Consider the following 24,468-nt stretch of genomic DNA (forward strand, 5'->3'; position numbering starts at 1 on the left):
AACCTGCTATACGGCTGCAGTTTAACATATTGCTTTATAAAGCGGCCGGTGCTACGTATGTTGCAGAATACAATTTGCGGAACATAACGTAGGTTACTGTTACCATAATAAATGCAACGATAGCATCTATGGTGGCAGCAAAATTGAGTACGGCAATTTTGGATAAAAAAGCAAATATGATATCGAAGAAAATACCTGCAAATACCCATTCTTTTAATCTAAGCAACCTGTTTGGCGTTAAAAGGACAGCTACGCCCGCAAGTTTGGCAACACCAAGAATGTAAATGAAGTGTGGAGGATAGCCCAATTTTAAGGTTATGTCCCATACAAACTGGTTTTTAGTAAGCTCGCCAAACCCGCTTGCTGCAAACCATAATGAAGTTAATGCTGCTCCTATCCAATAGATTGTTTTTACTGTTTTTGTTGTCATGATATGTAGTTTTTGATTTGTTTGATGACTCAAAATTGCGGCAAAAACAACCAATATTTAAGTACTTTCAGCACGAAGCAGACAAACTAACCCGCCGGCCGGACAATCCGGAACCCGACTATCTTATATCACCTTTAACTTGTCATTTCTGCACATTTATACGTATATGTCATCGTTGTACCTTTGAATACACTAAATCAGAAACACTTATGGCAACTTATTTTTGTGAACTTACCGGTTAAAGAGCTCAACTGATCCGTAGAGTTTTTTACCAAACTCGGTTATACCTTTAACCCGCAATTTACCGACGAGAAAGCAACCTGCATGATCATGAGCGATACCATTTAAGTAATGCTGCCGACAGAGACTTTTTTTCGGACTTTTACTAAAAAAGAAATTGTAAATGCCCATAAAGCGGTAGATTGCTCTATCGCCCTATCTGCCGATATTAAAGATGCCATTAATGAAATGGTTGACAAAGCAGAGGCAGGTGCCACGATGTCTAATCCGGCCAGCGATTATGGCTTTATGTACCAACACAGCTTTGAGGACCTGGATGGCCACCATTGGGAATTTATATGGATGGACCCTAACGGCGTGCCTAAGCACCAGGGATAACAACGGGATTCATTGCCTGGACAGATTATTGAGCGCCCCACAAGCACTAAAAATCAATAACTTACAAACAGAATATTAATTAACCCAATAATCCCAAAAGGTTCGCTTTTGAATAACTGCATATCGAGTTGTTCAAACAAGCGGTTTGTATGCTTACTTTATTAACGATAAGTTATGCTATAAAAGAATGGGCAAGCAACCGTTTTACCGTGCTTGCCCATTGTGGGCTCCTGAGGCTGGGCCTTTTTCGAACCAATTTATTGAAAAATTGCAAAAAATTGGACATATCGGTGGAGATTCTGACAATTTCTAAATACTTCTTCTAATTTCATTGATATTTCCTCAAATGGACTCTATTCTGATTTTCAAACACCTTTCGGCAATAATTAAGGGGTATTGACAACTGGAAACGAAAAGGTACAAAAAATATACTTTCAAAATATTGTTTATTCTTCAATAAAAAGAAAAAGCAATTAATGTTGAATAGGGAATGAATAAAACTTTTTGGCCGTGAATTTAAGTCGTTCTTTTTTGCCGGATTCCAAGACAATCAGAATGCTAATTGCTTATAGTATATAACTACTAAATTTCTCTTTTCTCTTCCTCATTCGAAACAATATAACCCTCCTCATTGACACTGTATTTAGAATGGACTTCAATTGACTGCTTTCCGGTGGTTTCTTCACGTTTGCGTTTTTCCAATGGAATAAGCGGCAATGAGATAAAACAAAGAAACAGGGCGATTTTTATAATTGTCAAGGCCATCATGGTGAATTTTTAATATTTTATCATGAAAAACTTATTTTCCGCGTTGGTTTTTTATGAATAATTTATTTTTTTGCTATTTTAAATGAAAAAAGACGTAAAAAAACAACAAACATTTAATTTAATATTATAAATCTATCACAATAGCACATTTATATTGTTACAAATTAAAATTCTAAGGTTTTTCTAATGTTTTAACAATTCATTAATGTGTATTTTTAGCGCTAGTCATTTATAAATCGTAAAAAATGAACACCAATGCCTTTTATTTCGATTAAATATTAAAGAAAGCTTAAAATCTACATATAAGTCAATCCAAACTAACCCTTTTAACACATGAAAATTAAAATTCTACAAAAAAAAATCCCCGCATACCTTGTTTTAGGTATGATCCTACTCATTGCTTTTGTTTTAATCGAACCTGTTCGCTCTTTTGCGCAGGATGCTTCTGGTGCAAAAACAGGAACTATAACTGATGTTACTGCTGCCAAGCCTGGCGCTCCAACAGCCGCTGAACTTGGCGACGCTGTTGGTCATAACAAAATCGCCATCAACATCATGTGGACGCTGATCGCAGGTTTCCTGGTAATGTTCATGCAGGCCGGCTTCGCGCTGGTTGAAACAGGCTTTACGCAAAAGAAAAATGTAGCACATACCATGGGCATGAACTTTTTAGTTTACGCATTGGGTATGTTTGGTTTCTGGATATGTGGTTTTGCCTTTATGTTTGGCGGTGCCTTAAATGCGGCTACCTTAGGTGGCGCTCCCGGTGTAGTTAGCCATGAAGTTGTCGTGCACTTATTCGGTTATGACTTTGGCATTGCAGGTTCTGTAGGCTTTTTCCTGAACAGCAAGGTGTATGATGTAGGTGTATTTACATTGTTCCTGTTTCAGATGGTGTTCATGGATACTACAGCTACCATCCCTACAGGCTCAATGGCTGAAAGATGGTCATTTAAATCATTCCTCATCTTCGGTCTGTTCATCTCTATGTTCGTATACCCTTTATATGGCAACTGGGTATGGGGCGGCGGATGGTTGTCTCAATTAGGTGCTAACTTTCATTTAGGCCATGGCATGGTTGATTTTGCAGGCTCATCAGTTGTTCACATGGTGGGCGGAGTAGCTGCTCTGGCAGGTGCTATCATTATTGGGCCGCGTATTGGCAAATTCAATGCCGATGGCACTGCAAATACCATTCCCGGTCACAATATACCAATGGCTCTATTGGGTACATTCATTCTGGCTTTGGGTTGGTTTGGTTTCAACCCTGGTTCAACGTTAGCCGGCGGCGATTTCCGTATCAGCATTGTTGCGGTTAATACCATGATGGCTGGCACCGCTGGAACGCTTGCAGTATTGGCACTTCTTTATATACAGAAAAAGAAACCGGATCCAGGTATGCTGGCCAACGGCATGCTGGCCGGCTTAGTGGCTATTACAGCTCCCTGTGCTTTCGTAAACTCGATATCATCGGTTATTATCGGTGCTATAGCGGGTTGCCTGGTAGTTTTAACCATTCATTTAATGGATAACAAATTAAGAATAGACGATCCTGTAGGTGCTTTCGCGGTACATGGTGTAAATGGCGCCTGGGGTGTATTATCATTGGGCTTATTTGCCGACGGCTCTTATGGCGATGGCTGGAATGGCGTTGCAGGCCCGGTAAAAGGTTTATTTTATGGTGATGCCAGCCAGTTTGGCGCGCAATGCGTAGGTACGCTCACCTGCGGTGTTTTTGTATTCATCGTGATGTATATCTTCTTCAAGATATCAAATAAAATTACCCCAATAAGGGTAAAAGCGGAAGACGAAGTTGCCGGATTGGACATACCAGAAATGGGTGTTTTGGGCTACGTCGATTAATTAAGTTTGAAAGTTGAAAATTACCTGCCTGCGAGGGGCAGGTAATTTTATTAAAGGAAAGGGAACGTTACATGAAAAGGATATTATTAAAAGCCATCAATCCATTAAGGATCTTGATTAATGACAGCCGTTTTACCGGTCTGATGTTAATTGCCTGCACCATACTTTCTATGTGCCTGGCCAATTCGGGATTCGCAGCTGCTTACAAACAGTTTTGGCATGGGGACCTGGTAACCCTTTCATCTATACCCTTGCCCGAAAACTTTTTAAGCTGGATCAACAATTTCCTGATGGCTTTTTTCTTTTTGATGGCCGGAATGGAAATCAAACGCGAACTGGTAAGCGGAGAGCTTTCATCCTTCAAGAAGGCGGTGCTTCCATTTGGGGCCGCCCTGGGCGGCATGACCGTACCTGCACTGATATTTGTGGCCTTCAACCTACACACCAGCTACACGCACGGCTGGGGAATACCAACCGCCACCGACATAGCCTTTTCTGTTGGGATAGCCTCCTTACTGGGTAAACGAATACCTGTAGGTTTAAAAATACTGCTGATGGCGCTGGCCATTATTGATGATCTGGGGGCCATCGTTGTTATCGCGCTATTTTATGGCGGGCATATCAACTGGTTATTTTTGGGTATCGGCGGTCTACTTTATGCGGCATTGTTCGCGGTCAATTATGCAAAGATCAAATTTGGCCCGGTGCAAATTGTACTTTCCCTTGCACTTTGGTATGCTTTTTTTAACTCGGGAATAGAGTCAAGCATTGTCGGCGTTTTGGTGGCTTTCGCCACACCCGTTGCGGAACTGCCAAAAATTGAAAAGGCCATACATCGCTGGGTAAACTTCCTGATCATTCCGTTATTTGCCCTGGCGAACACAGCTATATTATTACCAGACCATATTATAGGCTCGTTAGGCACTACTGTTGGCCTGGGTATCATATTCGGTTTGGTGATTGGCAAACCCATCGGCATTTTCCTGTTTAGCCGGATACTCGTTGCCTGCAAAGTTGCCAGTTTGCCAAGCAACGTACAGTGGAAACAGGTTTTTGGGATGGGAACTTTAGCTGGCATTGGTTTCACGATGTCGATATTCACCACGATGCTGGCTTTTAAAGCCGAATCTTTTCAGGATATCGCTAAAGTTGCCATATTGGTCAGCGTTTTACTATCGTTAATATTCAGCATGGCTTACTTTCTGATCATCAGCGTCAACATGAAATTTGAACACGCGGGTGAAACAGAGCAAGTCCCTTCAACAGCAGAAGGCAAGCTGGAACTGGAATTAGGATAAGTTATATTTACGATATATCTTGTTTTGGGTCTTTTATTTTAGGGTAATAATTGAAACTACTTAAAGCTTCGGACTAATCAACCGAAGCTTTATCTGTATATTGGGTTATTATCCATTACGTTTTACACTTATCTCTTCATTATACATGATTTACAAAATTTTGCTATTAGAAGACGATTATAAAATGTCCAATGAAATCAAGATTTTTTTGGACAGCAAGAGCCTTCTTTGCGATGTAGTCTACGATGGTAAGTTATTCTTCAAGCATCTCCAGACTGAAAATTATGAATTGTTTATATTAGATGTAAATGTCCCCTCCCTTAACGGCATTGAGGTATGTAAAAAAATCCGCATAACGGATAAAACCAAACCGATCATAATGTTAACGGCCTATAGCGATGTGGAAAGTAAAATCATTGCATTTGAGTCCGGTGCAGACGATTATCTCGTTAAGCCCTTTCACCTGGAAGAATTATTTATACGCGTTAATGCCCTCCTGCGGAGAAGTTATCGTACCGATAACAAACAAAGCTTTATAATTGACGACCTTATTATTTATACTGGTGAAATGAAGGTAACCAGGGCCGGGAAGGAAATCGCCCTGACTCCTAAAGAATATAAATTGATTGAATTACTTGCGATGGAAGAGGGCAAACCGGTTTCCAAGCAAACCATAGCGACCAGGGTATGGGATATTAACTTTGAAACGGGAACCAATACCATAGAAGTATATATCAATTATTTAAGAAACAAGATAGATAAGGGTTTTAACAGACCACTGGTCCATACCCGTGCAGGATTTGGTTATTATCTCAAATGAATTTAAAACAGCGTTTTTCATTTATTTTCAGCTGCCTTTTTTCGGCGCTTTTAGCGACGGTTACGCTAACGGTTTACCTGCTTTTTGCCCATTTCAGGCAGGATGAATTTTCAGCATTAATGGCCGAGAAAGCCCAAACAACGGCAAAGCTGCTGATCGAGGTGAAAGAGATCGATTACAAGATGCAAAAGATCATCGACAGTAACAGTATCAATAAGCTCTACAAGGAAAACACCCAGATCTATGACGAAAATTATAAACTCATTTACAATAGCAATGATACCCTAACCGTAAATTTAAAAAGAACAGATCTTGATCGAATTAGGAAAAAACAACGGATATTTAAAAAGACAGATCAGTATGATGTACTTGGGCTATATTACACCTATGATCATAAGCATTATTACGTAGTGGTTTCGGCCGAAGACACCTATGACAACCATAAACTTAATTATTTAAAATACCTGCTGTTAGGCGCTTTTATGATAGGAACAACCATTGTTTGGCTCTTATCCTTCAGTTTAAGTAAGAAAGCATTGCAACCCCTGGATAGCTTCCGTAAAAGAATACAGGAAATAACGGATAGTAATTTGAAAGTCAGGCTATCAGAAGCCAAACGGGAAGACGAAATCAATGCGCTGGCCCATTCCTTTAACCAGATGATGGACAGGATTGACAATGCCTATAACAGGCAAAAGGAATTTACGGGTAACGCTTCCCATGAATTGCGTACACCTGTGGCCCGGGTAGCAGCACAATTGGAGAATTTAATTCACCAGCCAGGCATAAACGAAATCTGGAGAGCAAATCTGACCAGCATTTTTGAAGATACCTTTCAACTTTCCGAAATCATCAGTTCACTGGTGGCATTGGCCGACATCAACAGCAGTGAACATCAATTCTCTTTCACCAAGATCAGGCTGGATGAACTGATATTTAATACCGTAGCCGACCTGTCAAAAGCTTTCCCGGATTTTAAATTAAAGTTTGAAATTGAAAACCATACGGGGAGTGCGACAGAACCGGAAATTTCGGGTGACGAAACCTTGTTAAAAATAGCGCTGTTAAATCTTTTTAAAAACGCATATATCTATTCTGATAATCATTTATTGGAGTGCCTGATCAGGCAGAATGACAAAGAGATAGAACTCCTGATCACCAATACAGGTGAAGTTCCGAAAATAGAAGATACAGCCACTCTTTTTACCGCCTTTTACCGGGGGAGCAACATTGGAAACATTGCGGGAAGCGGGATTGGATTGAGTATTGTTAAGCGGGTACTCGAATATCATAAAGCCCGCGTTATCTATAATATCATCGATCAGAACACCAACCAGGTATATCTATCGTTTTCATCGTTACAGGAGAGTCTGTAAAATAAACTGTGTCAACTTCAGGCTTCACTGAATTTAGAGTAACTCCCCCAAACCCAACCCTGGTTGAGCATCTTAATTTGCATCATCCGTTCTCTCATTGCGCAGGGCTTACTCCGGGCTGTTATGGCACGGATTTTATTCTTATAAACCGATATGCTTTTTCGATGCAAGTATAATAAAATGTGCATTCATTATATTATACTCATTACTTGACTCTGTCACTAATGCAGAAAAGAACTGAAATAATTGCTTTATACTAAAATAAATGAAAAACGCTCGCAAGTGTTTAGCAACTTGCGAGCGTTTGCTCCGGAGGCTGGGCTTTTTTCGAATCATTTCATTGAAAATTTACGAAGAATAGGAAATTTAGACGCAGAATTTACTAATCTTTAATTTCTATTCCTATTTCCTTGTTATTTCTTCAAATGACTGTTCTGAGTTTCCTTGCGACAAATAAGCTATTCTAAAAATTGATTATACTATTATTTAGGGGATTGTTTTCTAATTATGTTGTCTTTACACGTTATCATGACATCGGTGTATATCTGATAAGTAGTGCCTAATAACATATACCGCGCAATCTATGGCCACCTGGAAATAATGTGAAAGCTATTAATCCGAACAAACTTCTAACGCTTTAACTTAGCTTTCGAAAATTACATGCTGCCCGGCGTATTTGGAGGATAAGAGCCTTTCACGGATCAGGGTGAGCCGCCAGCAGAATAGATCAATCTCTTAGCACTTAAACACGATTAATGATTTTTTACAATTTTGTAAGCTCGTCTAATCGGTACTTTGCTTCATGCGGAAAAAAGGAACAGAGCTGCCATATATTACGATTTCAGACGATTATTAAATATCTTTAAATTTAAATATTTTTCAACACAGCGCTTTAATTCTCAAACCGTTTAAGCGCCGTACAATAATTCCGGCCATGAAGATTGAAACGTATTTTCCATCTGCCATTTTGAGCCGCTTTATCCGGGAGTATAAGATAGTGGAAAGCCAGGAAGCCGCAACCAATTATGTGCTGCCGGACACCGCCATTGTGCTCGCTTTCCGGTTCAATATGCCATTGGTCAACATCGGCGGTTTCCTAAGGAATCCGCCGGGAACGCTGGTTACCGGCATCTCTCCTTCAGCACGCAATATTGCCTATCCGAAAGGCGCGAAAACGCTGTTGATACTTTTCCGGGAAGGTGGCGCAGCCGCTTTTTTCAGGTTGCCATTCTATGAAATTTTCGGGGCTTCGATATCTCTGGAAGACTTGCTGCCTAATGATATAGTAAACGAAATTGAATCCAATCTGCACGAGGCCAGGACGGATCAGCAAAGGATCATGATCGTTGAAAGCTTCCTGCTTGGTATCCTGTCCAATACCGATAGCGACAAATTGATCGCCTATGCCGTTCAGCAGATCAAAAAAGATAAAGGGCAAACTAATATCCGCAAACTGGCGGGTTTACTGAACATCAGCATAGACCCCTTTGAAAAGCGGTTTCGGAAACTGACCGGCACCACACCTAAACATTTCTCGGCCATCATCAAACTCAGGGAAACTATACAGATGTACCCTACAGTTAACAAACTAACGGACTTGGTTTACGAAATGAACTACTTCGACCAATCACATTTCATCAAGGACTTTAAAAGGTTCACCGGGAAAACGCCTGGTGAATTCTTTAGGAACGGCGCCCAAAAAGTCTGGTGATTCCTTTATTGTATATTCCGGTCTAACCTGCCGGTCCCTCCGCCTTGGCCGCTTTCCTGGAATGGTCTTATCGACTTATTAAAAATCAATGATTTCTTACAATTCCCACTGGTACTGACCGGATAATTTTGCTGTACAGTTCTATCAAAAACACACGACATGGCAACAGCAAAATTCATCTTAACCGCATTCATCACAGGATCGCTTTCCCTTGCTGGCAAGGCATCTTTCGGGCAAAATTCAAATCAACAAAATAACACACCAGCTATGGAACAGGAAAATCGAGCTTCAAAGAAAGCTATCAGCGCAGCTTTCCCCTACAAGAAGAAGTATAAGACCGTATCGAATATAAAGATGGCCTATGTCGAAACCGGTGCGGGCGACCCGATCGTATTTCTGCACGGCAATCCAACCTCATCGTATTTGTGGCGGAACATCATCCCTTACCTGCAGGGACAGGGACGCTGCATTGCACCTGACCTGGTAGGAATGGGCGATTCTGAAAAACTGCCCAACAGCGGGCCCAACTCCTATACCTTTGAAGAGCAGCGCAAATACCTTGACGAACTGCTTTCACAATTAGGCGTGAACCAGAAGATTACCTTCGTTGTGCACGATTGGGGTTCTGCACTGGCTTTCGACTGGGCGTATCGTCATCCTGAGGCCGTGAAAGGCATCGCATATATGGAAGCGATCGTAGCACCCTATTCAATGAAAGATATGCCGCCGCAGGCGCAAAACATATTTACCGCCTTGCGCTCACCTGCAGGGGAGGATATGGTTCTTAAACAGAACTCTTTTATTGAGATCAATCTGCCGGGTACAGTACTTCGCAAGCTATCGTCCGAAGAAATGGAAAATTACCGGAAGCCCTTTTTGCAGCCGGGTGAATCGAGACGTGCCATGCTAAGCTGGGCGAGACAACTGCCGCTTGACGGGCAGCCTGAAAATATCGCAAAAATTGTAACAACCTATGGCAATTGGCTCTCAACCAGTGATATTCCCAAGCTATACATAGAAGCTGATCCCGGCACTATGCCACCCTCGGCACGGGCTTTCTGTAAAACCTGGAAAAACCAGGTGACGGTTACCGCAAAAGGCAGGCATTATGTGCAGGAAGATTCGCCGGACGAAATTGGTATGGCCCTGTCAACCTGGCTAACAAAAATAAATAAACAACAATACAATAAAACGATGAATACAAATGCTGAATTAAACAAAAAAATAGTTCGTAACCTTTACGAGAACATTTTAAAAAACCGGAGATTCGAGGACCTGTCAACGGTTATTTCCGAAGATTATACAGGTATCCAAGGCGAAAAGGGTGTACCCGGATTTTTAGTAGCCGTAAAATCGGTGATCGATGGCTTTCCTGATATCGAATGGAAGATCATGGACATGATTGCTGAGGATGATAAAGTAACGTTACGCTGGACGTGGACTGCGACAAACTCAGGGCCGTTCCGCGGTATCGCAGCGAGTAATAAAACGGTAACCGACAACGCTATCGTTATTTATCAGCTGCGCAACGGTAAAATCATCAATGCCTGGATGCAGGGCGATCGTTTGGGTGTACTGATCCAGATTGGTGCGATCCCGCAAAACCTGGTGCCGGGCCCGCCTGCAAAAGTTAAAGAATAATGTCTAAACTCCTTCGGGTATTTCAACGGGCAGCTCACAGCTGCCCGTTTTTGATTTATTTCGTACAAACCTACCTAATCGTTTTTTGTGTAGTGCTCAGATCCGTCATTCGATTCAGGCTTTTAGGTTAGACCGCCTAATCAGCCCCGAACTTATTACATTAGGCCATGCAAGGGGAGTTAGTTACGCGGCAACCAAACTTTATTCAATAGCGCCTGGTTCTATCAAACAAGCTGTGTTTACAAAGTCTCTTCCGGGCAAAGAAGCAGGCTGCCTGACCCGGTAGCCCGTAGGGTAGGAAATGCGGGGATATCCCCAATGTTGTCACTTTTTTGCAGCAATCAGGCCCCACTATATTGCGGGAGATTAATTTCACTGGTGGCTGGCTTTTTGGGCGATAGTCAAACGAAAGTCCGGTATATACATAGCTACTTTTTTAATATCTTCTTTGGAAAGATCTCGTCTAATGGTTTGTTTTTATGCTTTTGGTAAATATCAGAAATACGGGCATCTATGGGTTTCAATAACTCGATACAGCTTTGCATCTCTTCTTCACTCATCCCGTCCGCCAACAGGTGGGCGGCTTGTTGAACAATTGCCACCGCGTTCTTTAAAACGTCTTCGCCTTTGGCAGTTAGTTTAAGTCGTCTCACCCTTTTATCATCCTTGTCGGAAAACTCATTAACAAATCCTTTCTTTTTCAATCTGATAAGCATATTGCTTCCGCTTGAAAGTTCCATGATATTACTTTGGATCGTCTCAGATTTGATCGGGCTGCCCATGTTAAAAATGGTGACCAGGAGGCCAAATTCTTCCACCTGTCCCAAGCCGGTACCTTCTAACCCCTTATTCGAAAAAAAGATATGGAACTTGCCGATCCGTCGGACAAGTATAATAAACCTCCCGGCGAGGTCAGGAATAAGTTTCCCGTTAGCCTCCGTGAAATATGGTTCGTCCCGGGGGCTTTGTGCAATTTGGAAGCGGTAAAAGTCCTCCAAGGTCGCTCCCGGGTTTTGCTCTTCGAATGCACCCCATACTTTAACTAATTCGACCGTTTTATTCATCTCCAAATATCCATTTGGTAACAAATATAAAAAAATGGAATAAAGTCTTAATTCATAACAATGTGGTTTAAATTAGGCGGGGGCAACAAACCAAATGGCTATCTAACTTATATGTGCGGGAGGTTTATTTCTGAAAAGCGTTTGCTTTTTTAGATATAGAATGTCGATATTGATTTCCGGAAGTTGTATTTTCAATTTGGGAAAGGAAGGATATTCCGAACGGGGGCTTTCTTGACGCTTCCGGAATGCCGGCAAAGGCACATTACTTCGTTGTGATTTGAAATCTTGTGTTCACTAAAGTTACTTGGCCATAAGGGGATGAAACCAGGAGGCGTGGCAACAGTTGACTTTTGCATATAAATGCGGGCTATCGGAACTCATCTGCACAACAGGGATCCGTTTCCATATGCTAACGCAGCAATACAGCAGCTAATTTATTGCCGGTTCTGTTCTGCTATTTAGCGAAACCGGAACACATGCTTCGACTACATTGACTCAACTTGCGTGATCCGGCCAATTCCTTCAATAAGCGATCTCAACAGTCTTATGTACAGTGTTACTGTTGTCTAAGTTGTTTAAAATAAAATGAGCAACATCCGCTCTGGAGATCGAGAGTCCGTTGTTTAAAAACCCTTGGGTTGATACCCTGTAAAGCCCTGTTTTGGGTTTGTCAAGCAGCTTTGGAGGACGGACAATCGTCCAGTCTATCCGACTTTTCTTGATGAGGTTTTCCATAAGCACCTGATCCGCATACACATTTCGCAATATGGTCTGAAGAATATATTTGGTGGCGAACCGCACTATCCACGAATGCGTAGGATTTACATCAATTCCCGAGGCAGATATGAAAAACGCCCGGTTTATCCCAATAAATTCGATTGCCTCAATGACATTCTTAGACCCCTCAGAAAAAAGCGTAGTTTTTTTTATTGAATTATTACCGATGGCCGAAACAACTATGTCATTGCCCTCAAAAGCTTCCAGCAAAGATTTTGGGTCCAAAATATTCCCTTGAATAACTTTCAAATTTTCATGGGTAATAGTCAACTTCTTTGGGGTTCTCAAAATTGCGGTCACGTAATGGCCTTCAGCCAATGCTTGCTTCACAACTTCTCTGCCAATTCCACCGTTGGCTCCTAAAACGACAATGCTTTGAGCGGTTGTATTATCTTGCAGTTTCATCTGTTTTGTATTTTTCGTTATTTTTATATGAGTCTGTTTACTTGGCTGTCAAGTCGGATGATCAATAGCAACATGTTCCAATGCGCGGAAATCGGTGTAACAAAAAGAGCTTGATTTGACGAACGAATATTCTTTCCATATAAATCATTTGTGCAGGGAAAGGACGTATGCTGAAATTCCCTTGATCTGCTTTGCACTGAGCTGAGCGGAGAATGACGGCATTGCCACCTTTCCGTTTGTAATGACCTTTATCGTGGCCAACAGGTCCAAGTTGCTTTTTTGCAAATTGGCTGCATTAACTATGCCTGCGGTCCCGTCCGCTCCGTGGCATGCCGCACATTTCTGCTGGAAAGCAGCCTCAGCGTCGCGAAACTCTTCAATTTTATTACCAGGGTGATTGCTTTTAGTTAGGCGACTTACCGCTTTAATACTGCCTTCGTCTTTCGGCTTCGTTTGATCACAACCTGACAACAATACAGCGGTGACCAATATGGTTGCTATTTTAAATTTCATGTTTCGATTGAAAAAAGATATCTAGGATTGAACTTAAATACTTATTGAATAGCTTTCGCTTCTGCGTTTGATGATTTCTCATAATCCTTTCCGGAAACATATCTGATGGAAAGTGTAACTAAAACAAGATCCACAGAAACAAAAATTATTTTTCCGATTTCATCATGCGTACTAATATGAGCAATCAAGGCCGAAACCATCGTTATGATAAAGCCTGCGTAGATCCATTCTTTCACACGCAGCGGTGTTTGAGACAGTAGCAACACAAATGCCCCTATAACCTTCGCGATAACCAGTTCAATACGGAAATAATCGGGAAAGCCGAGCATTTGAAGGTCTTTAGGGTGCGAAAAAGAGTAATAAGCGCTGAACAGCATAAAAAAGGTGATGAACCCTTTAAGAAATCCGTACTGAAGTTTTTTATTTTTCATAAGAAAGTTTTAATAATTAAGGATTAAAGACCGATTAGATCAATTGAATTTGAATACACTTATCGTAATAATGACGAAAAACAGGATGAAGTGGAGAATATGAAAATTCCGGGTTTGAGTTCTATAGTAAGACAGATCCCCGGTCAACACGGCACGGTCTATGTCGACCAGCCGCTGTAATTTAAAGGCAATTCGACGCCGGTAAACGAAAACATTAGCAACAATAAAGACGACAATGGCGAATTTTATCCGAAACCATAGTTGCTCGCCGTAAACACCTTTTGTCAGCACCATCATTCCCAGTCCTGAAATTATCAATACAGCTGCGCCGATCCCGATCACGCGGCCGAACCTGGACAAAAAGAGTAAAACGCCTTCTGCCCTGATGGCATCTTGCGGGAGCAGCTTCCATAATGTTTGAAAGCCAAGATAGTTGATAAGTGTTGATCCGGCCATCACTGCAAGAGCCGATAGGTGAATAGTTAAAAATGTCTGGTAGAAAAATGATGTGTTCATTAGGAAAGAATTTAATTAAACCATTTGGATGTAAACTTCGCTACAATATTATACCAATTGGTTGTTAATTCCAAATGTTATGACGTTTTATTCTATGGATCAATGGTTTGAGTACGTTTATTGCACATTGCCGACAATTCGTAAATTTTCGTTCGCTTCATTTACGCAATAGGAACCGGGAAGCGAAAATTGTTACATTTAAATAAACCAACCAAATAGCTACTTAAGAAAGTTTTTATTTAACCAAAAGGTTGTTTATATTCGTCATTAGGTTTTTTGTGGCCTTAATAGCCATAGCTGCAGACGGATTAGAAAAACTTAGTGAATTTATGCACGTCTTACATTGAAAACCGATGTGTGTTAACAGAAAACTTTACCCGTAGTAAACTTTGCCCCCATGTATGGAGAATACTAAGACCAACCTTCCTTACTATACGGAAATTAATGATTTCCTGGCTTCGATCCCCTGGCCCGGCCGCACGGAAGATCCCGACTTTTATTGTTTGCGGTTAAAACGGCTTGACCAGGACCTGCAAGTATACCGGCCGCCTTTTAAAAGGTCATTTTATTTTTTCGCATTATTTATCAATTCAGGGAAAATTCAGGTCAGCTATGGCGATAAGACCGTTAATGATCCGGATTCTTACCTCGTTTTTCACTCGCCGGACCTGGTGTACAGTTTCGCGCATAACAATGCGCTTGAAGGCTACGTGATCTACTTCAAGCCCGAATGTTTTTCTTTCTTTAAACCCGATTTCCATCAGGAATTCCCTTTGTTTGACTGGCTGCACACCAATCTTTTTAAATTCGATCATGCCACATTTGATCGGCTCACCCCAGACTTTGAAGCGGTATTTACTGCTTATGAAAAATCAGCCAGAACTCGGCCGCTGGAAGCTAAGGTCAAATTGCTTGGTTTACTTTACCATCTCCAGGACTTTACGCCTAAAATAAGTATCACGCCGACCAATAAGCAGCAAATGCTGCTCCGTAAATTTATACAATTGATAGATAATCATTATATTGATAAACGCACGGTTAAAGAATATGCAGACCTGTTATCCGTTACGGCTAATCACCTCTCCCAGTCTGTAAAACAGCTTTCAGGCAAGAATGCGCTAAGTTTTATCGCCGGACGCCTCGCGGCCGAAGCCAGGTCACTCATTCACTATACCGATTTTGAAATTACAGAGGTGGCGTATAAGCTGAATTTTTCCGACCCGGCTAATTTTGGCAAATTCTTCAAAAAACAAATAGGGTTGTCCCCTTCGGAGTTCCGAAAACAGCGTAAGCAATTATATTGACCTGTATTTCCAAGTTTTTGACCAACTGTAATGCAAAGAACGATGTTTCTTTGTGGTAAAAACAACTATTACAATGGCAACTAAAGTATTTATCAATCTTCCGGTGAAAAACCTGGATAATTCCAAGCAGTTCTTTCAGGATCTCGGATTCTCATTTAATCCCCTGTTTACCGATGAAAAGGCAGGCTGCATGGTCGTAAGTGAAAGCATTTTTGTTATGCTGCTCACCGAAAATTATTTTAAAACGTTTATCGATAAGGAGATTTGCGATGCAAGGCTCTCGACAGAAGTGCTTATTGCACTCGACGCTGAATCAGCAGACGAGGTGAAGCAATTTGTCACCAAAGCCGAATCATTGGGCGGCACGATCTATGCACCTGCCAAAGATCATGGCTTTATGTATCAGCACAGTTTTGCAGATCTGGATGGTCATAAGTGGGAAATCGCCTATGTAGACATGAGTCAGTTTACGCAATCATAATAGTTTAGAAAGCATGAACCATAATTCTGAAATAGATACCTACATCGCAAATGCAGGGGACTTTGCAAAGCCTATCCTGGCGCATTGGCGAATGCTTATACACGAACGCTGCCCTGATGTGACCGAAGTTATGAAATGGGGAATACCACATTTTGAATATAAGAATGAGAACATTTTTGTATTCGCATCCTATACAAATCATTGTTCTTTTTCCTTCCTGAAAGAGAGCCTGATGACCGATCCGCGTCTGAAGGCAAATAAAGATTTGAAACCCATCCAGAAGTTTTTGGGAAAGATCAGGAAACGGGAAGACTTGCCACAGGATGAAGAATTCGTATCTATGCTGGATGACGCAATGTTATTAAATGAAAAAGGCATCAAGGTAAAGCGGGAAAAACCGGCAAATGACAAGCCAAAGATACTGGAAACGCCCGACTACCTCCTGGCGGCCTTAACGGGTAATTCCAAAGCAAAAGAGGTTTTTGAAAGTAAGTCAAATTCTTTCCGCAAAGAATACATCGTTTGGATCAGCGATGCAAAGACCGACGAAACGCGGCAAAAAAGAATCAACGAAGCTTTAGAATGGATAGCTGAAGGCAAAAGTAGGTTTTGGAAACATCAATAATAGCATGAATTGTTGAAAGTTGATAGCAGATTACATTCAGCTCGTACAATCTTTCGCAGAGAAAAGCGTCCGATACCCTTGTCCTCAACGCTGCCTTTAAAGTAGAGTCTTTTTTGAATTTGATTATTCATATTGGTAGCGATTCCGAAGCATGTCACTATCCCGATGTTTTGTCGAAATATTTAAAGCAAGATTTTCAATCTCGTGTAAAAAATCTTAATTTTTATTTTCAGATACTTTCAGCCGACATAGATATGGGTAGTAATATTTATAGGGAGACTAAGAAACTAATGACACTTCAGAGTAAGTACGTTCACACATGGGCGATAGTTGGGGTAAAACCTAGGAATTGAACACGATTAAGGCGGCTTTATCTGGTATAAACAGGCTGAATTATACAGGACTTCGATAAATATTTTTGGAAATACCGCCATTTTGTTAAATGATATTGACCTTGTGGCCGTGGTAGGCGGTAACGAAGTACTTCATGGTGACTGAAGTTTATCTCAAAGAAGATGGGAAATGGGTTCTCTCACCTCCTCAACATTAATTAGACCCGTTATAATAAAAACAAATATTCCTCAACCGGCGCGGCCACAACATTAATCTTTAATTTGCACCTCGAAATGGCTCGGCACACGCCATTCAATGAATATTTTAAATTGATAAAAATAAATCATTAATGTAACCAGGAGGCGTAATGCGAGTGACATGAGTAAACGGACTTTGCGCTCCGCAAGGGGCCGCCCAGGATTTGGGCGGCCATTTTTAATCCTTTTTTATTAATTAAATTTCAACGATCAAACCTTGCTGACAATCAGTAGCTTCTGTCTCGGCATCTTGGCGATTGTCAAATATGCGAGTGTTGCCGTCCTTATCCGTCACAATGGCAGCATATTCCGGCCCGCCGTGCATTTCCAATACGAGGTATTGACCGCTATTATCACTGGCCGATTGAATGGGCAAGTAAAACAGGTTGATTGCGTGGATGAATTTTGGTGATAGCGCTTTTTTCAACCCATATTGTTCTAAGCAATGGTTACTGAATATGGCCAAATACCCCTCAAAAAGCTGTTCGGCAAACACATTGGCACTGTTTGTAAGATCATTCCTTTTCCTGTTAATCGTTTCGTTTACCGCTTGGGATAACTGTAACCATTGGTGATAACTCAAAAAAGGGTTAGTCCAATTGGTTATTAACTCTTCCTGCTCTTTAACTACTTATCGGCAATCGCTTGGGTATATTCTAAAAAAGTCGGCATTTCGTTTTTGAACAGGTCAAATATGATTTTCGCTTTTTGTACATTAGTAAGCTGTTGAATCGTTTTCATGGTATTATCATTAATGGAATGAAGAAGGGGGATATCCCCCCGCCGGAATTAGTTAAACAATAAAGCAGTGTTGCCATTTTTAGCAAAGTCTGCACAAATGTTAAAAGTTGTTTGCGAACGATCTTGTCCTGTGCCGTACATGATGGATTTAAATTTGCTTTCGTCATCACGATAATTGCGGACATTTTGATAATACCCCGTTACGGCATTATAGGAGCCGAATAAAGTTCCTTTGGTCGTATTTTCCTGCTGGCTGTCGGCTGTCATCGCATAATCAAATACACTGCTAACCATGTTGTTAAAATGGCTGGAAAGTTCTTCGTCTTTACCTTCTTTTAGTTTTGCATAGGTTTCTTTATTGGGTATCATGGCTAACTGTATCAATCGTTTGACTTGAGGGTCGGTTATCCGCACCCTTGCCCAACGGTTAAAAATGGCCTCCAGTTCTACCGATAGCTGGTTACTGATGCCTAACATTTTATGCGCTCCCTTCAGTTTCTCGGCAGCACTGGCGGTATGGCGTATTTTGATACAATTACTGCAATTGTTCAATGCAGTATTTAAAGTATTGCTACACCAAATACGTACAGGCGTAAAAGCGATAGTAATACTGCCTGTTCCGTCATGCGTTGAGGTTAAAAACAAGTACTGATCTATCAGGTCATTGCGCCCAACCTTAATATAATCGGGCAGCTTGGCGGTAATGAAAATAGTTGAGCCGTAACCTAACGCTCCGGCCGTTTCATACCTGATTCCTCCCTGACCGTCTACGATACTGTCAAAAAATGAAAAGGCATCTACGTTTTGCAGTACTTGGTAATCTTTACCGACCTTATCGCCTAAAATGGCTTCGTTATCGGTGCGGAATGTATAAAAGCTGCTATCAGAAATGATATTGTTACCGCTTGGCAGGGCGTGTAAATTGGGGCGTTTCATGACCTCAAAATTTAATCCCGCCTGTGTGATGGCTTCCGAACTGGTGGCGTTTTTGGCAATGGTCGTACCGATCACCTGCCACACTTTGGGCTTTACGATGTTATTATTATAATTTGTCATGGCTTTAAGTGTTATAGGAATTAAGAAATTCTAAAAACTCGAATTGGAATAATGCAGGGTTGGACTTTGCCAGTTCCTTTGCATAACCCGGCCAATAAATCTGGTCGGTCAGTTCTAAAAAAATCTCTATCATTGTATTAGTTATTAAGATTTTGAAGTCTTAGAAATACGCCCTATGTATTTGGAGTACATAGGGCGTTTCCATTAATGATCTTTAAAAAGAAATTACGATACTGGTTTCCACCTCTTTCAATTTCTCAATACATAGCTCTTTAACTTCGTGAGCGACATAGGCGATAATAAAAGGGTTTTTGGTCACAAACTCGTTGCCGTCATCATCGGAAATCACTAGTTCGCAACGGGCAAAACGGCTATCACTTGCCATATCGTCCTTATCATCGTTTTGTGCAACGGTGAAGCTGTCGAGGTTGCCAATGGTAGTTTGCAGCTTGTTCTTTTGGGCGATCTTTTTACCCAATGCCTCCACCATCTTTACGGTATCTTCCAACTTGCGCGCCTGCTGTTCTTTCAGTTCTTTTTTGCTCGGCTCGGCCTGTGGTTTGATTTCCTCTGCTTTTGCATGTTCAGCCTGTGGCGCTGCTGTAGCGGTTTCGGGCTTTTGCTCATCCTTTTTCACACCCTCTTTACCCTCATCCTTTTTATCATTAAAGGCAGTGCTGATGGGTAGATTATTTACTTTTTGCTCGTTGCCTGAATTGCCGATAGCTGTATTGTTTTTTGCTATTTCCTTTACTTCTGTAGTTTTCATGGTTTCTAAATTTTGATTATTTACAATTTCTTTACTTCGTCTGCGGTTGCTGTACTGTCCGCTTAGTGGTGGGGCTCTGCTGTCTGCTGTTCTCATGGTGCTGTTTTTAATCAGCCCCGTCGGCATACGCCTCCGGTGGCTTTTTGTAAGCACCCTCACCTGAACACGGCGGACTGAAGGACAAGACTTTGCGAAAAAAAATACGACCCGAGCGCAGCGAGGGTGGAGATTTTTTTTCAGCAAACCCGAAGGGCTCCGGTCTTGGCATGCAGACCGTCGTTCAGAAATTTGCTTGCGAAAAAGCCAGTGGAGAAAATGGAAGGAGTTAAAGAGAGGTATTAAAAAGCCGTAAAAAGTCCGGGCGGTTTGGGCGATGCGCCAGCGAAGCACAAAACACCCGGTATTTTAAAATGCAGTGAAGCGGCTGAGTGCAAACGAAGCTGCTGGAGCTGCTGGCTTAAACGACTTAAAGTATGCTTTCCTACATCGATCAAGAACTACGATATTGGGCTAATTCCATAACCGAAAGTAACTTAAATGTGTCATGCCCAGAAGCCATTTAGTTCCTTTATCGTCAATATCGAAAGCTTTTAGATTCATGACATCCAGTATCGAATATTTATAAAAGATAAATACATCATAGAATTATTGTCATATTGTAAGTTGTTGTAAAACAGAATAATTCACTACATTTAACGTAACCTCAAACCCATCAATGACATGAAAAAAATCTATTGCCTGTTCCCCGTTTTGGTAACAGTAATATTTATTTGCTCTTGTAAATCAATGCGTGAAACGCAAGCGATTAACCCAAGGCCAGACGCGGAAATATCCAAGAACGCCAAAGACACGTTAGATCGGCGAAAAAAAGTCACCAATATAACTATCTTATACGGTACCGACCGGAGACGGATCTTGGATAATAATGGTAACATCCAGGAATATGATAATATCCCGGCTGCACCTGGTCTTGTTAGATATGACGTAGGATATACCGTTGTATCAATTCCACCGAATCATGAAGCTGGTAAGATAGAAACGAAAAGTATATGGAAACTTCAATTTAGAGAAGATACACTGAAACATGTCGTTCAGCGAAAAATAACCTTGCTTACTGACCAAGATTTTAATCGCATGCTTGGAAATTCCAAGAGTGGAGAAGACGCCTTTATCTTTGTCCATGGTTATAATAATAGCTTTAAAGACGCAGCTTTAAGAACAGCACAATTAGCATTCGATATTCACCTTCCTATCACGCCGATTATGTTCAGTTGGTCATCCAATGCTAAACCTGCCGCATATGCAAACGATGAGGATCGGGTTCAACTGGCGGTTCCGGCTTTTATTGATTTTTTAAAGCGAGTTGCCAAGAATGGACATTTTAATAGGCTTCATTTGATTGCTCACAGCATGGGGAATCGTTTGATCAGCTTGGCTATGCTTCAAATAGAAAACGATAAAACAGATTTAAAAATCGATCAGGTCATCATGGCGGCACCAGATATATATGCAAGTCTCTTTCAGTTGAACCTTGCTCAGGCATTAACTAAAAAGGCAAGTCATGTTACAATTTATACCGCTAAAAATGATCTCGCATTGATGCTATCCAAGAGTTTTCATAATGATCTGAGATTAGGCGAAATCGGAAAGCCACCTCCGATGTTGGAATTTAGAAACATCGACATCATCGATGCGGTCAATCAGAAATTGGATTTTTTGGGGCATGATCGATTTGCCAGATCACCGGTTATCATTGAGGATATGGATAACATTTTTAAATATCGAATGAATGCTCAGCAACGTAATATCCATATGGAAATGATCGGGAATTACCACTATTATAGCTTTCCTTAATTTTTTTACTGGATTAAAAATTATTAAGAGGAATGAATTTAAGATCCGGAAGCATCCTGTTTTTGCAATTTTATCACTCCGATTCGTATGAAAAGTTCCCGCGGATAAGGTTCAAAGGCAAATGTGATATACGATAAGATTTAGGAAAAACATAGAATTGTAATATTCCGTTCATGGTTGATTTGTTGAAATAGAAGGATATCTGTATTTGCAGATACCCTTCTCTCTTCTATTCGTACGAAAACTTAAATATTGTTTTTTCTTTCAGTCACTTCTGCCCGAATATCCTGCGCAGCAACTTTTAAATCTTGCATGGCCTTGCGAAGCCTTGTTCCAGCCGCAGCATTACCCTTGTTATAAAACTTTTCAGCATCGGCGCCCGCCGATTCTATTAATGCCTTTACTTTTTCAAACTTTTCCATGTTAATAATTTTGATGATGATTGATTTAATGGGTTATCTGTTATTGAAAATCTGATTTATTGGTTTATACGGACATTCCCTGTTCCTGCTCTTTTTCCTTGCCTTTGTTTAGCTTTAAGTTTTGGTCTAAGGTCGGCTCTTTCAGGAACTGCTCCCGCTTTTCAGGCTTCCCGTCCTCGCGGAAGAAATTCAATTGGCTATAACGCGGCGCAGCCTCCATAAACAGTTTAATGTCCTGTCCTTCCTTCATGGTTGTAACGAGCGGACGATTCCCATTTTCCAGGGATTGAATTAGAGCTTCGCGTTTCTTCGGGTCGTCCAATTCCTTCACCTGAAATTTATCCAATACTTTTTCCAGGTCGAAGCCATAAGTAGGAACGTGGTACTGGTTGGTTTGATAGTTTTGGTAACGATCTTTCGGGCTATCCATATCCAGTTTAATCCAGGCTGCATACGGCTGCCCACCTAAATTCAAAAGATCATCACGAAAAACTGCCCGGCCTTGTATCAGGTTTGCGGCCTGTTCAGCGGTAAACCCTTTGCTGCGCTCTACAAAGAATGTTTGCGTTTGAGCCGGTGTACGGAATGTACGCTGAAACTCTTTTTCCACGTAGTTGATCTTCCCGTTTTCCATTTTAGCCAGTTCGGTCTTGTGTGCCGCATCTTTACCGGCAGCCAGTTCGCTATCGCCTTTCTGTTCCTTAAAAAAAGAAATGGCGTTACTTACATTTTCAAACGACTTGACCAGGTTCTTACCCGGCTCGTTGGGGTTAGGTGAAATAACCATATATTTCTGTCCTTCTTCCAATGGCTTACCAGTGTTTAAAGCCACCTCGAACTTATTGAAATAATAATTCTCGGATTGGCTGGACTGACGGAATTGCAGCGTGAAGTCCACCTGTCCACGGCTGCCCGGCACCCGGTCATGCAGCGTAAAATCAGCCACGCCCTTTTCCATTTGTTTTTCCATCTCGGCTGCGATCTTATCTTTAAAGCCGAATTTCTTTAATTCATCACGCAAATTTTCTAAATTGTTTCTGTTCATATCCAGTTCATTTATGTTTAACGAATTCTGTTGTTTTATTTCTTCAAGCAACTGCTCCACAGGCACGTAATACACCAGGTAATCGCCGTCTCCCGGTAGGTAACGCTGATCGGCCAGATGTTCCCAGCGGTCCAGTGCGGCACCGAGCGTATCGTAAAATTCAGGTCGCCCGGATGTAAGAATCTTTCCGATGGCCGCTGTTCAAACACCACATATGACATACCTACATCCTGTGCGTCTTCCAGCATATTTACTATCGCCTGCGCATGTTTCGTCTCCAGGTACATGGGGTCAACGATTAATACGCAACAGCACCGTTTCGCCCCCCTTTAACCTGACCCGTATCTTTCGCACTTTTTTACCCAACAGGCTTTTCGCCGCCGAGATGCCCGCTGTCGCCGCCTGTGTGCCGATGCCGTAATCCGCCGACAGGAACTGCATATTTTCGAACGCCCCGTTCGCGCCATCCCCGGCTGCCTCACCCAATTCGGCTTCCGGCGCCGCGATGCCCGCCATGCCATCCATCGAAAACACGGTTAGATTGACGGGGATAATAGCTGTGCCCATACGGATATTCTTAATGTCCAGTAACAGCCTTTGATTAGTTACCGCGCATAAACCGGACAAAGACTGACCTTTGGGATAGATGATGCCGTTAATTACAATAGAGTCCAGCAAACGCAATTTGACCACACCGCCCGGCTTTACTTTTTGGTTACCGTCAATAAGAGCGGGTATCGCTTTAAATGCACTATCTTTTACCACCGGTTTAACTGCATTGGGCTGTGCTTTGGTCAATGAGGGATTTTGAATTTGCATGATCTTGTCCAACATGCCGCTTAACTGTTCCATTTGCGGATCAGGCGCCCGGCTTTCCTGCTTTTGCTGTAATAGCTTTTCCAAATGCTCCAATTCGGCAGATTGCGGCGTTGCCTGGTAACCATCCGGTGGCTGTTTACTGATGGGTACCGGTTGGTTGATTTGCCGGTTGATCTGTGTTAAGCGCTCTTTGATCTGCACCTCGTTGGTTTCGGCGTTGTTCAACGGTTTGTGGCTGAACTTCGTAGTGTCCCAACCCAAAGCGGCGAATGCGCCCGCCGCCGATTTAGATTTGGCAGAGGCGGAATCCCGCTGCGCCTGGTCGTAGACAGCCATTTTATCGCCGCCTTTGTCTTTTTTTAGTTGCGCGCCTGGCAATTGGGTATTGATGCCTTTGCCGGTAAGTGCTGTCTGCCTATCTGTATCGCCTCTGCCGCCAACGAAAGCATAAAATGCCAAAGCGGAGAATAGCACGATAAACACCGGCAATACCAGCAACATGATGAGTCTTCTTTTTTCTGGTGTCGTCAT

Annotated in this window: 24 protein-coding genes; 11 read left to right on the forward strand and 13 right to left on the reverse strand. The window is 41.8% G+C overall.

Features of this window, described 5'->3' with window-relative positions:
• Window positions 1-34: 34 nt before the first annotated feature.
• Window positions 35-430, reverse strand: coding sequence for a DoxX family protein (locus SNE26_RS17370; protein ID WP_321555185.1), 396 nt, complete (start codon window positions 428-430; stop codon window positions 35-37).
• 351 nt (window positions 431-781) lie between these two features.
• Here SNE26_RS17370 and SNE26_RS17375 point away from each other — a divergent pair, with 351 nt between their 5' ends.
• Window positions 782-1,048 (forward strand): hypothetical protein, encoded by a 267-nt coding sequence (locus SNE26_RS17375; RefSeq protein WP_321555186.1) that lies wholly within the window; start codon window positions 782-784, stop codon window positions 1,046-1,048.
• Between the two features lie 582 nt (window positions 1,049-1,630).
• Here the strand turns inward: SNE26_RS17375 and SNE26_RS17380 are convergent.
• Window positions 1,631-1,816 carry a hypothetical protein gene (locus SNE26_RS17380; protein ID WP_321555187.1) on the reverse strand — a complete coding sequence of 62 codons (186 nt, stop codon included), beginning with the start codon at window positions 1,814-1,816 and terminating at the stop codon, window positions 1,631-1,633.
• A gap of 333 nt (window positions 1,817-2,149) precedes the next feature.
• On the opposite strand from SNE26_RS17380, the gene SNE26_RS17385 reads away from it, so the two are divergent.
• The 6 genes from SNE26_RS17385 (at window position 2,150) to SNE26_RS17410 (ending at window position 10,525) form a co-directional block, all read left to right on the forward strand.
• On the forward strand, window positions 2,150-3,679 hold the full coding sequence (locus SNE26_RS17385) for an ammonium transporter (RefSeq protein ID WP_321555188.1): 1,530 nt from the start codon (window positions 2,150-2,152) through the stop codon (window positions 3,677-3,679).
• A gap of 71 nt (window positions 3,680-3,750) precedes the next feature.
• On the forward strand, window positions 3,751-4,977 hold the full coding sequence (gene nhaA / locus SNE26_RS17390; protein ID WP_321555189.1) for a Na+/H+ antiporter NhaA: 1,227 nt from the start codon (window positions 3,751-3,753) through the stop codon (window positions 4,975-4,977).
• Window positions 4,978-5,122: 145 nt separating this feature from the next.
• The gene (locus SNE26_RS17395; protein WP_321555190.1) at window positions 5,123-5,797 is read left to right on the forward strand and encodes a response regulator transcription factor; all 675 of its coding nucleotides are present in this window, start codon (window positions 5,123-5,125) and stop codon (window positions 5,795-5,797) included.
• Entirely contained in the window at window positions 5,794-7,173 is a 1,380-nt protein-coding gene (locus tag SNE26_RS17400) for a HAMP domain-containing protein (protein WP_321555191.1), read from the forward strand. Before SNE26_RS17395 ends, SNE26_RS17400 begins: the two co-directional genes overlap by 4 nt.
• A gap of 934 nt (window positions 7,174-8,107) precedes the next feature.
• The gene (locus SNE26_RS17405) at window positions 8,108-8,884 is read left to right on the forward strand and encodes a helix-turn-helix domain-containing protein (RefSeq protein WP_321555192.1); all 777 of its coding nucleotides are present in this window, start codon (window positions 8,108-8,110) and stop codon (window positions 8,882-8,884) included.
• Between the two features lie 159 nt (window positions 8,885-9,043).
• Window positions 9,044-10,525 (forward strand): haloalkane dehalogenase, encoded by a 1,482-nt coding sequence (locus SNE26_RS17410; RefSeq protein WP_321555193.1) that lies wholly within the window; start codon window positions 9,044-9,046, stop codon window positions 10,523-10,525.
• A gap of 428 nt (window positions 10,526-10,953) precedes the next feature.
• On the opposite strand, the gene SNE26_RS17415 is transcribed toward SNE26_RS17410, so the two are convergent.
• The 5 genes from SNE26_RS17415 to SNE26_RS17435 form a co-directional block, all read right to left on the reverse strand.
• Window positions 10,954-11,589, reverse strand: coding sequence for a winged helix DNA-binding protein (locus tag SNE26_RS17415; protein ID WP_321555194.1), 636 nt, complete (start codon window positions 11,587-11,589; stop codon window positions 10,954-10,956).
• 522 nt (window positions 11,590-12,111) lie between these two features.
• Entirely contained in the window at window positions 12,112-12,771 is a 660-nt protein-coding gene (locus tag SNE26_RS17420; protein ID WP_321555195.1) for an SDR family oxidoreductase, read from the reverse strand.
• A gap of 144 nt (window positions 12,772-12,915) precedes the next feature.
• A complete protein-coding gene (locus SNE26_RS17425) occupies window positions 12,916-13,284 on the reverse strand; it encodes a cytochrome c (protein ID WP_321555196.1) in 369 nt (122 codons plus the stop codon).
• A 41-nt stretch (window positions 13,285-13,325) separates the two neighbouring features.
• Window positions 13,326-13,715 carry a DoxX family protein gene (locus tag SNE26_RS17430; protein WP_321555197.1) on the reverse strand — a complete coding sequence of 130 codons (390 nt, stop codon included), beginning with the start codon at window positions 13,713-13,715 and terminating at the stop codon, window positions 13,326-13,328.
• Between the two features lie 39 nt (window positions 13,716-13,754).
• A complete protein-coding gene (locus SNE26_RS17435; RefSeq protein WP_321555198.1) occupies window positions 13,755-14,231 on the reverse strand; it encodes a hypothetical protein in 477 nt (158 codons plus the stop codon).
• A gap of 401 nt (window positions 14,232-14,632) precedes the next feature.
• Here SNE26_RS17435 and SNE26_RS17440 point away from each other — a divergent pair, with 401 nt between their 5' ends.
• The 3 genes from SNE26_RS17440 to SNE26_RS17450 all read left to right on the forward strand — a co-directional run bounded on the left by SNE26_RS17440 (window position 14,633) and on the right by SNE26_RS17450 (window position 16,641).
• On the forward strand, window positions 14,633-15,535 hold the full coding sequence (locus SNE26_RS17440) for an AraC family transcriptional regulator (RefSeq protein ID WP_321555199.1): 903 nt from the start codon (window positions 14,633-14,635) through the stop codon (window positions 15,533-15,535).
• A gap of 73 nt (window positions 15,536-15,608) precedes the next feature.
• Window positions 15,609-16,016, forward strand: coding sequence for a VOC family protein (locus SNE26_RS17445; RefSeq protein WP_321555200.1), 408 nt, complete (start codon window positions 15,609-15,611; stop codon window positions 16,014-16,016).
• Between the two features lie 13 nt (window positions 16,017-16,029).
• Window positions 16,030-16,641 (forward strand): YdeI/OmpD-associated family protein, encoded by a 612-nt coding sequence (locus tag SNE26_RS17450; RefSeq protein ID WP_321555201.1) that lies wholly within the window; start codon window positions 16,030-16,032, stop codon window positions 16,639-16,641.
• Between the two features lie 786 nt (window positions 16,642-17,427).
• Here SNE26_RS17450 and SNE26_RS17455 read toward each other — a convergent pair.
• The 3 genes from SNE26_RS17455 to SNE26_RS17465 form a co-directional block, all read right to left on the reverse strand.
• Window positions 17,428-17,727, reverse strand: coding sequence for a hypothetical protein (locus SNE26_RS17455; RefSeq protein ID WP_321555202.1), 300 nt, complete (start codon window positions 17,725-17,727; stop codon window positions 17,428-17,430).
• Between the two features lie 293 nt (window positions 17,728-18,020).
• Window positions 18,021-19,028: a DUF932 domain-containing protein gene (locus SNE26_RS17460; RefSeq protein ID WP_321555203.1), complete on the reverse strand. Its 1,008-nt coding sequence runs from the start codon at window positions 19,026-19,028 to the stop codon at window positions 18,021-18,023.
• Window positions 19,029-19,242: 214 nt separating this feature from the next.
• The gene (locus tag SNE26_RS17465) at window positions 19,243-19,893 is read right to left on the reverse strand and encodes a hypothetical protein (RefSeq protein ID WP_321555204.1); all 651 of its coding nucleotides are present in this window, start codon (window positions 19,891-19,893) and stop codon (window positions 19,243-19,245) included.
• 624 nt (window positions 19,894-20,517) lie between these two features.
• On the opposite strand from SNE26_RS17465, the gene SNE26_RS17470 reads away from it, so the two are divergent.
• Entirely contained in the window at window positions 20,518-21,651 is a 1,134-nt protein-coding gene (locus tag SNE26_RS17470) for an alpha/beta hydrolase (protein WP_321555205.1), read from the forward strand.
• A 245-nt stretch (window positions 21,652-21,896) separates the two neighbouring features.
• On the opposite strand, the gene SNE26_RS17475 is transcribed toward SNE26_RS17470, so the two are convergent.
• From SNE26_RS17475 to SNE26_RS17485, 3 genes are all read right to left on the reverse strand, one after another.
• A complete protein-coding gene (locus SNE26_RS17475) occupies window positions 21,897-22,073 on the reverse strand; it encodes a histone H1 (protein ID WP_321555206.1) in 177 nt (58 codons plus the stop codon).
• A 64-nt stretch (window positions 22,074-22,137) separates the two neighbouring features.
• Window positions 22,138-23,118 carry a hypothetical protein gene (locus SNE26_RS17480; protein WP_321555207.1) on the reverse strand — a complete coding sequence of 327 codons (981 nt, stop codon included), beginning with the start codon at window positions 23,116-23,118 and terminating at the stop codon, window positions 22,138-22,140.
• Window positions 23,119-23,409: 291 nt separating this feature from the next.
• Window positions 23,410-24,468, reverse strand: coding sequence for a conjugative transposon protein TraM (locus tag SNE26_RS17485; protein ID WP_321555208.1), 1,059 nt, complete (start codon window positions 24,466-24,468; stop codon window positions 23,410-23,412).

This window comes from Mucilaginibacter sp. cycad4 (genome assembly GCF_034263275.1).
GTDB lineage: Bacteria > Bacteroidota > Bacteroidia > Sphingobacteriales > Sphingobacteriaceae > Mucilaginibacter.

Bases quoted from the DNA above. Each gene is read 5' to 3' on its own strand.
- SNE26_RS17370 (WP_321555185.1), bottom strand. From the start codon at position 430: ATGACAACAAAAACAGTAAAAACAATCTATTGGATAGGAGCAGCATTA.
- SNE26_RS17375 (WP_321555186.1), top strand. From the start codon at position 782: ATGCTGCCGACAGAGACTTTTTTTCGGACTTTTACTAAAAAAGAAATT.
- SNE26_RS17380 (WP_321555187.1), bottom strand. From the start codon at position 1,816: ATGATGGCCTTGACAATTATAAAAATCGCCCTGTTTCTTTGTTTTATC.
- SNE26_RS17385 (WP_321555188.1), top strand. From the start codon at position 2,150: ATGAAAATTAAAATTCTACAAAAAAAAATCCCCGCATACCTTGTTTTA.
- nhaA (WP_321555189.1), top strand. From the start codon at position 3,751: ATGAAAAGGATATTATTAAAAGCCATCAATCCATTAAGGATCTTGATT.
- SNE26_RS17395 (WP_321555190.1), top strand. From the start codon at position 5,123: ATGATTTACAAAATTTTGCTATTAGAAGACGATTATAAAATGTCCAAT.
- SNE26_RS17400 (WP_321555191.1), top strand. From the start codon at position 5,794: ATGAATTTAAAACAGCGTTTTTCATTTATTTTCAGCTGCCTTTTTTCG.
- SNE26_RS17405 (WP_321555192.1), top strand. From the start codon at position 8,108: ATGAAGATTGAAACGTATTTTCCATCTGCCATTTTGAGCCGCTTTATC.
- SNE26_RS17410 (WP_321555193.1), top strand. From the start codon at position 9,044: ATGGCAACAGCAAAATTCATCTTAACCGCATTCATCACAGGATCGCTT.
- SNE26_RS17415 (WP_321555194.1), bottom strand. From the start codon at position 11,589: ATGAATAAAACGGTCGAATTAGTTAAAGTATGGGGTGCATTCGAAGAG.
- SNE26_RS17420 (WP_321555195.1), bottom strand. From the start codon at position 12,771: ATGAAACTGCAAGATAATACAACCGCTCAAAGCATTGTCGTTTTAGGA.
- SNE26_RS17425 (WP_321555196.1), bottom strand. From the start codon at position 13,284: ATGAAATTTAAAATAGCAACCATATTGGTCACCGCTGTATTGTTGTCA.
- SNE26_RS17430 (WP_321555197.1), bottom strand. From the start codon at position 13,715: ATGAAAAATAAAAAACTTCAGTACGGATTTCTTAAAGGGTTCATCACC.
- SNE26_RS17435 (WP_321555198.1), bottom strand. From the start codon at position 14,231: ATGAACACATCATTTTTCTACCAGACATTTTTAACTATTCACCTATCG.
- SNE26_RS17440 (WP_321555199.1), top strand. From the start codon at position 14,633: ATGGAGAATACTAAGACCAACCTTCCTTACTATACGGAAATTAATGAT.
- SNE26_RS17445 (WP_321555200.1), top strand. From the start codon at position 15,609: ATGGCAACTAAAGTATTTATCAATCTTCCGGTGAAAAACCTGGATAAT.
- SNE26_RS17450 (WP_321555201.1), top strand. From the start codon at position 16,030: ATGAACCATAATTCTGAAATAGATACCTACATCGCAAATGCAGGGGAC.
- SNE26_RS17460 (WP_321555203.1), bottom strand. From the start codon at position 19,028: ATGACAAATTATAATAATAACATCGTAAAGCCCAAAGTGTGGCAGGTG.
- SNE26_RS17465 (WP_321555204.1), bottom strand. From the start codon at position 19,893: ATGAGAACAGCAGACAGCAGAGCCCCACCACTAAGCGGACAGTACAGC.
- SNE26_RS17470 (WP_321555205.1), top strand. From the start codon at position 20,518: ATGAAAAAAATCTATTGCCTGTTCCCCGTTTTGGTAACAGTAATATTT.
- SNE26_RS17475 (WP_321555206.1), bottom strand. From the start codon at position 22,073: ATGGAAAAGTTTGAAAAAGTAAAGGCATTAATAGAATCGGCGGGCGCC.
- SNE26_RS17480 (WP_321555207.1), bottom strand. From the start codon at position 23,118: ATGAACAGAAACAATTTAGAAAATTTGCGTGATGAATTAAAGAAATTC.
- SNE26_RS17485 (WP_321555208.1), bottom strand. From the start codon at position 24,468: ATGACGACACCAGAAAAAAGAAGACTCATCATGTTGCTGGTATTGCCG.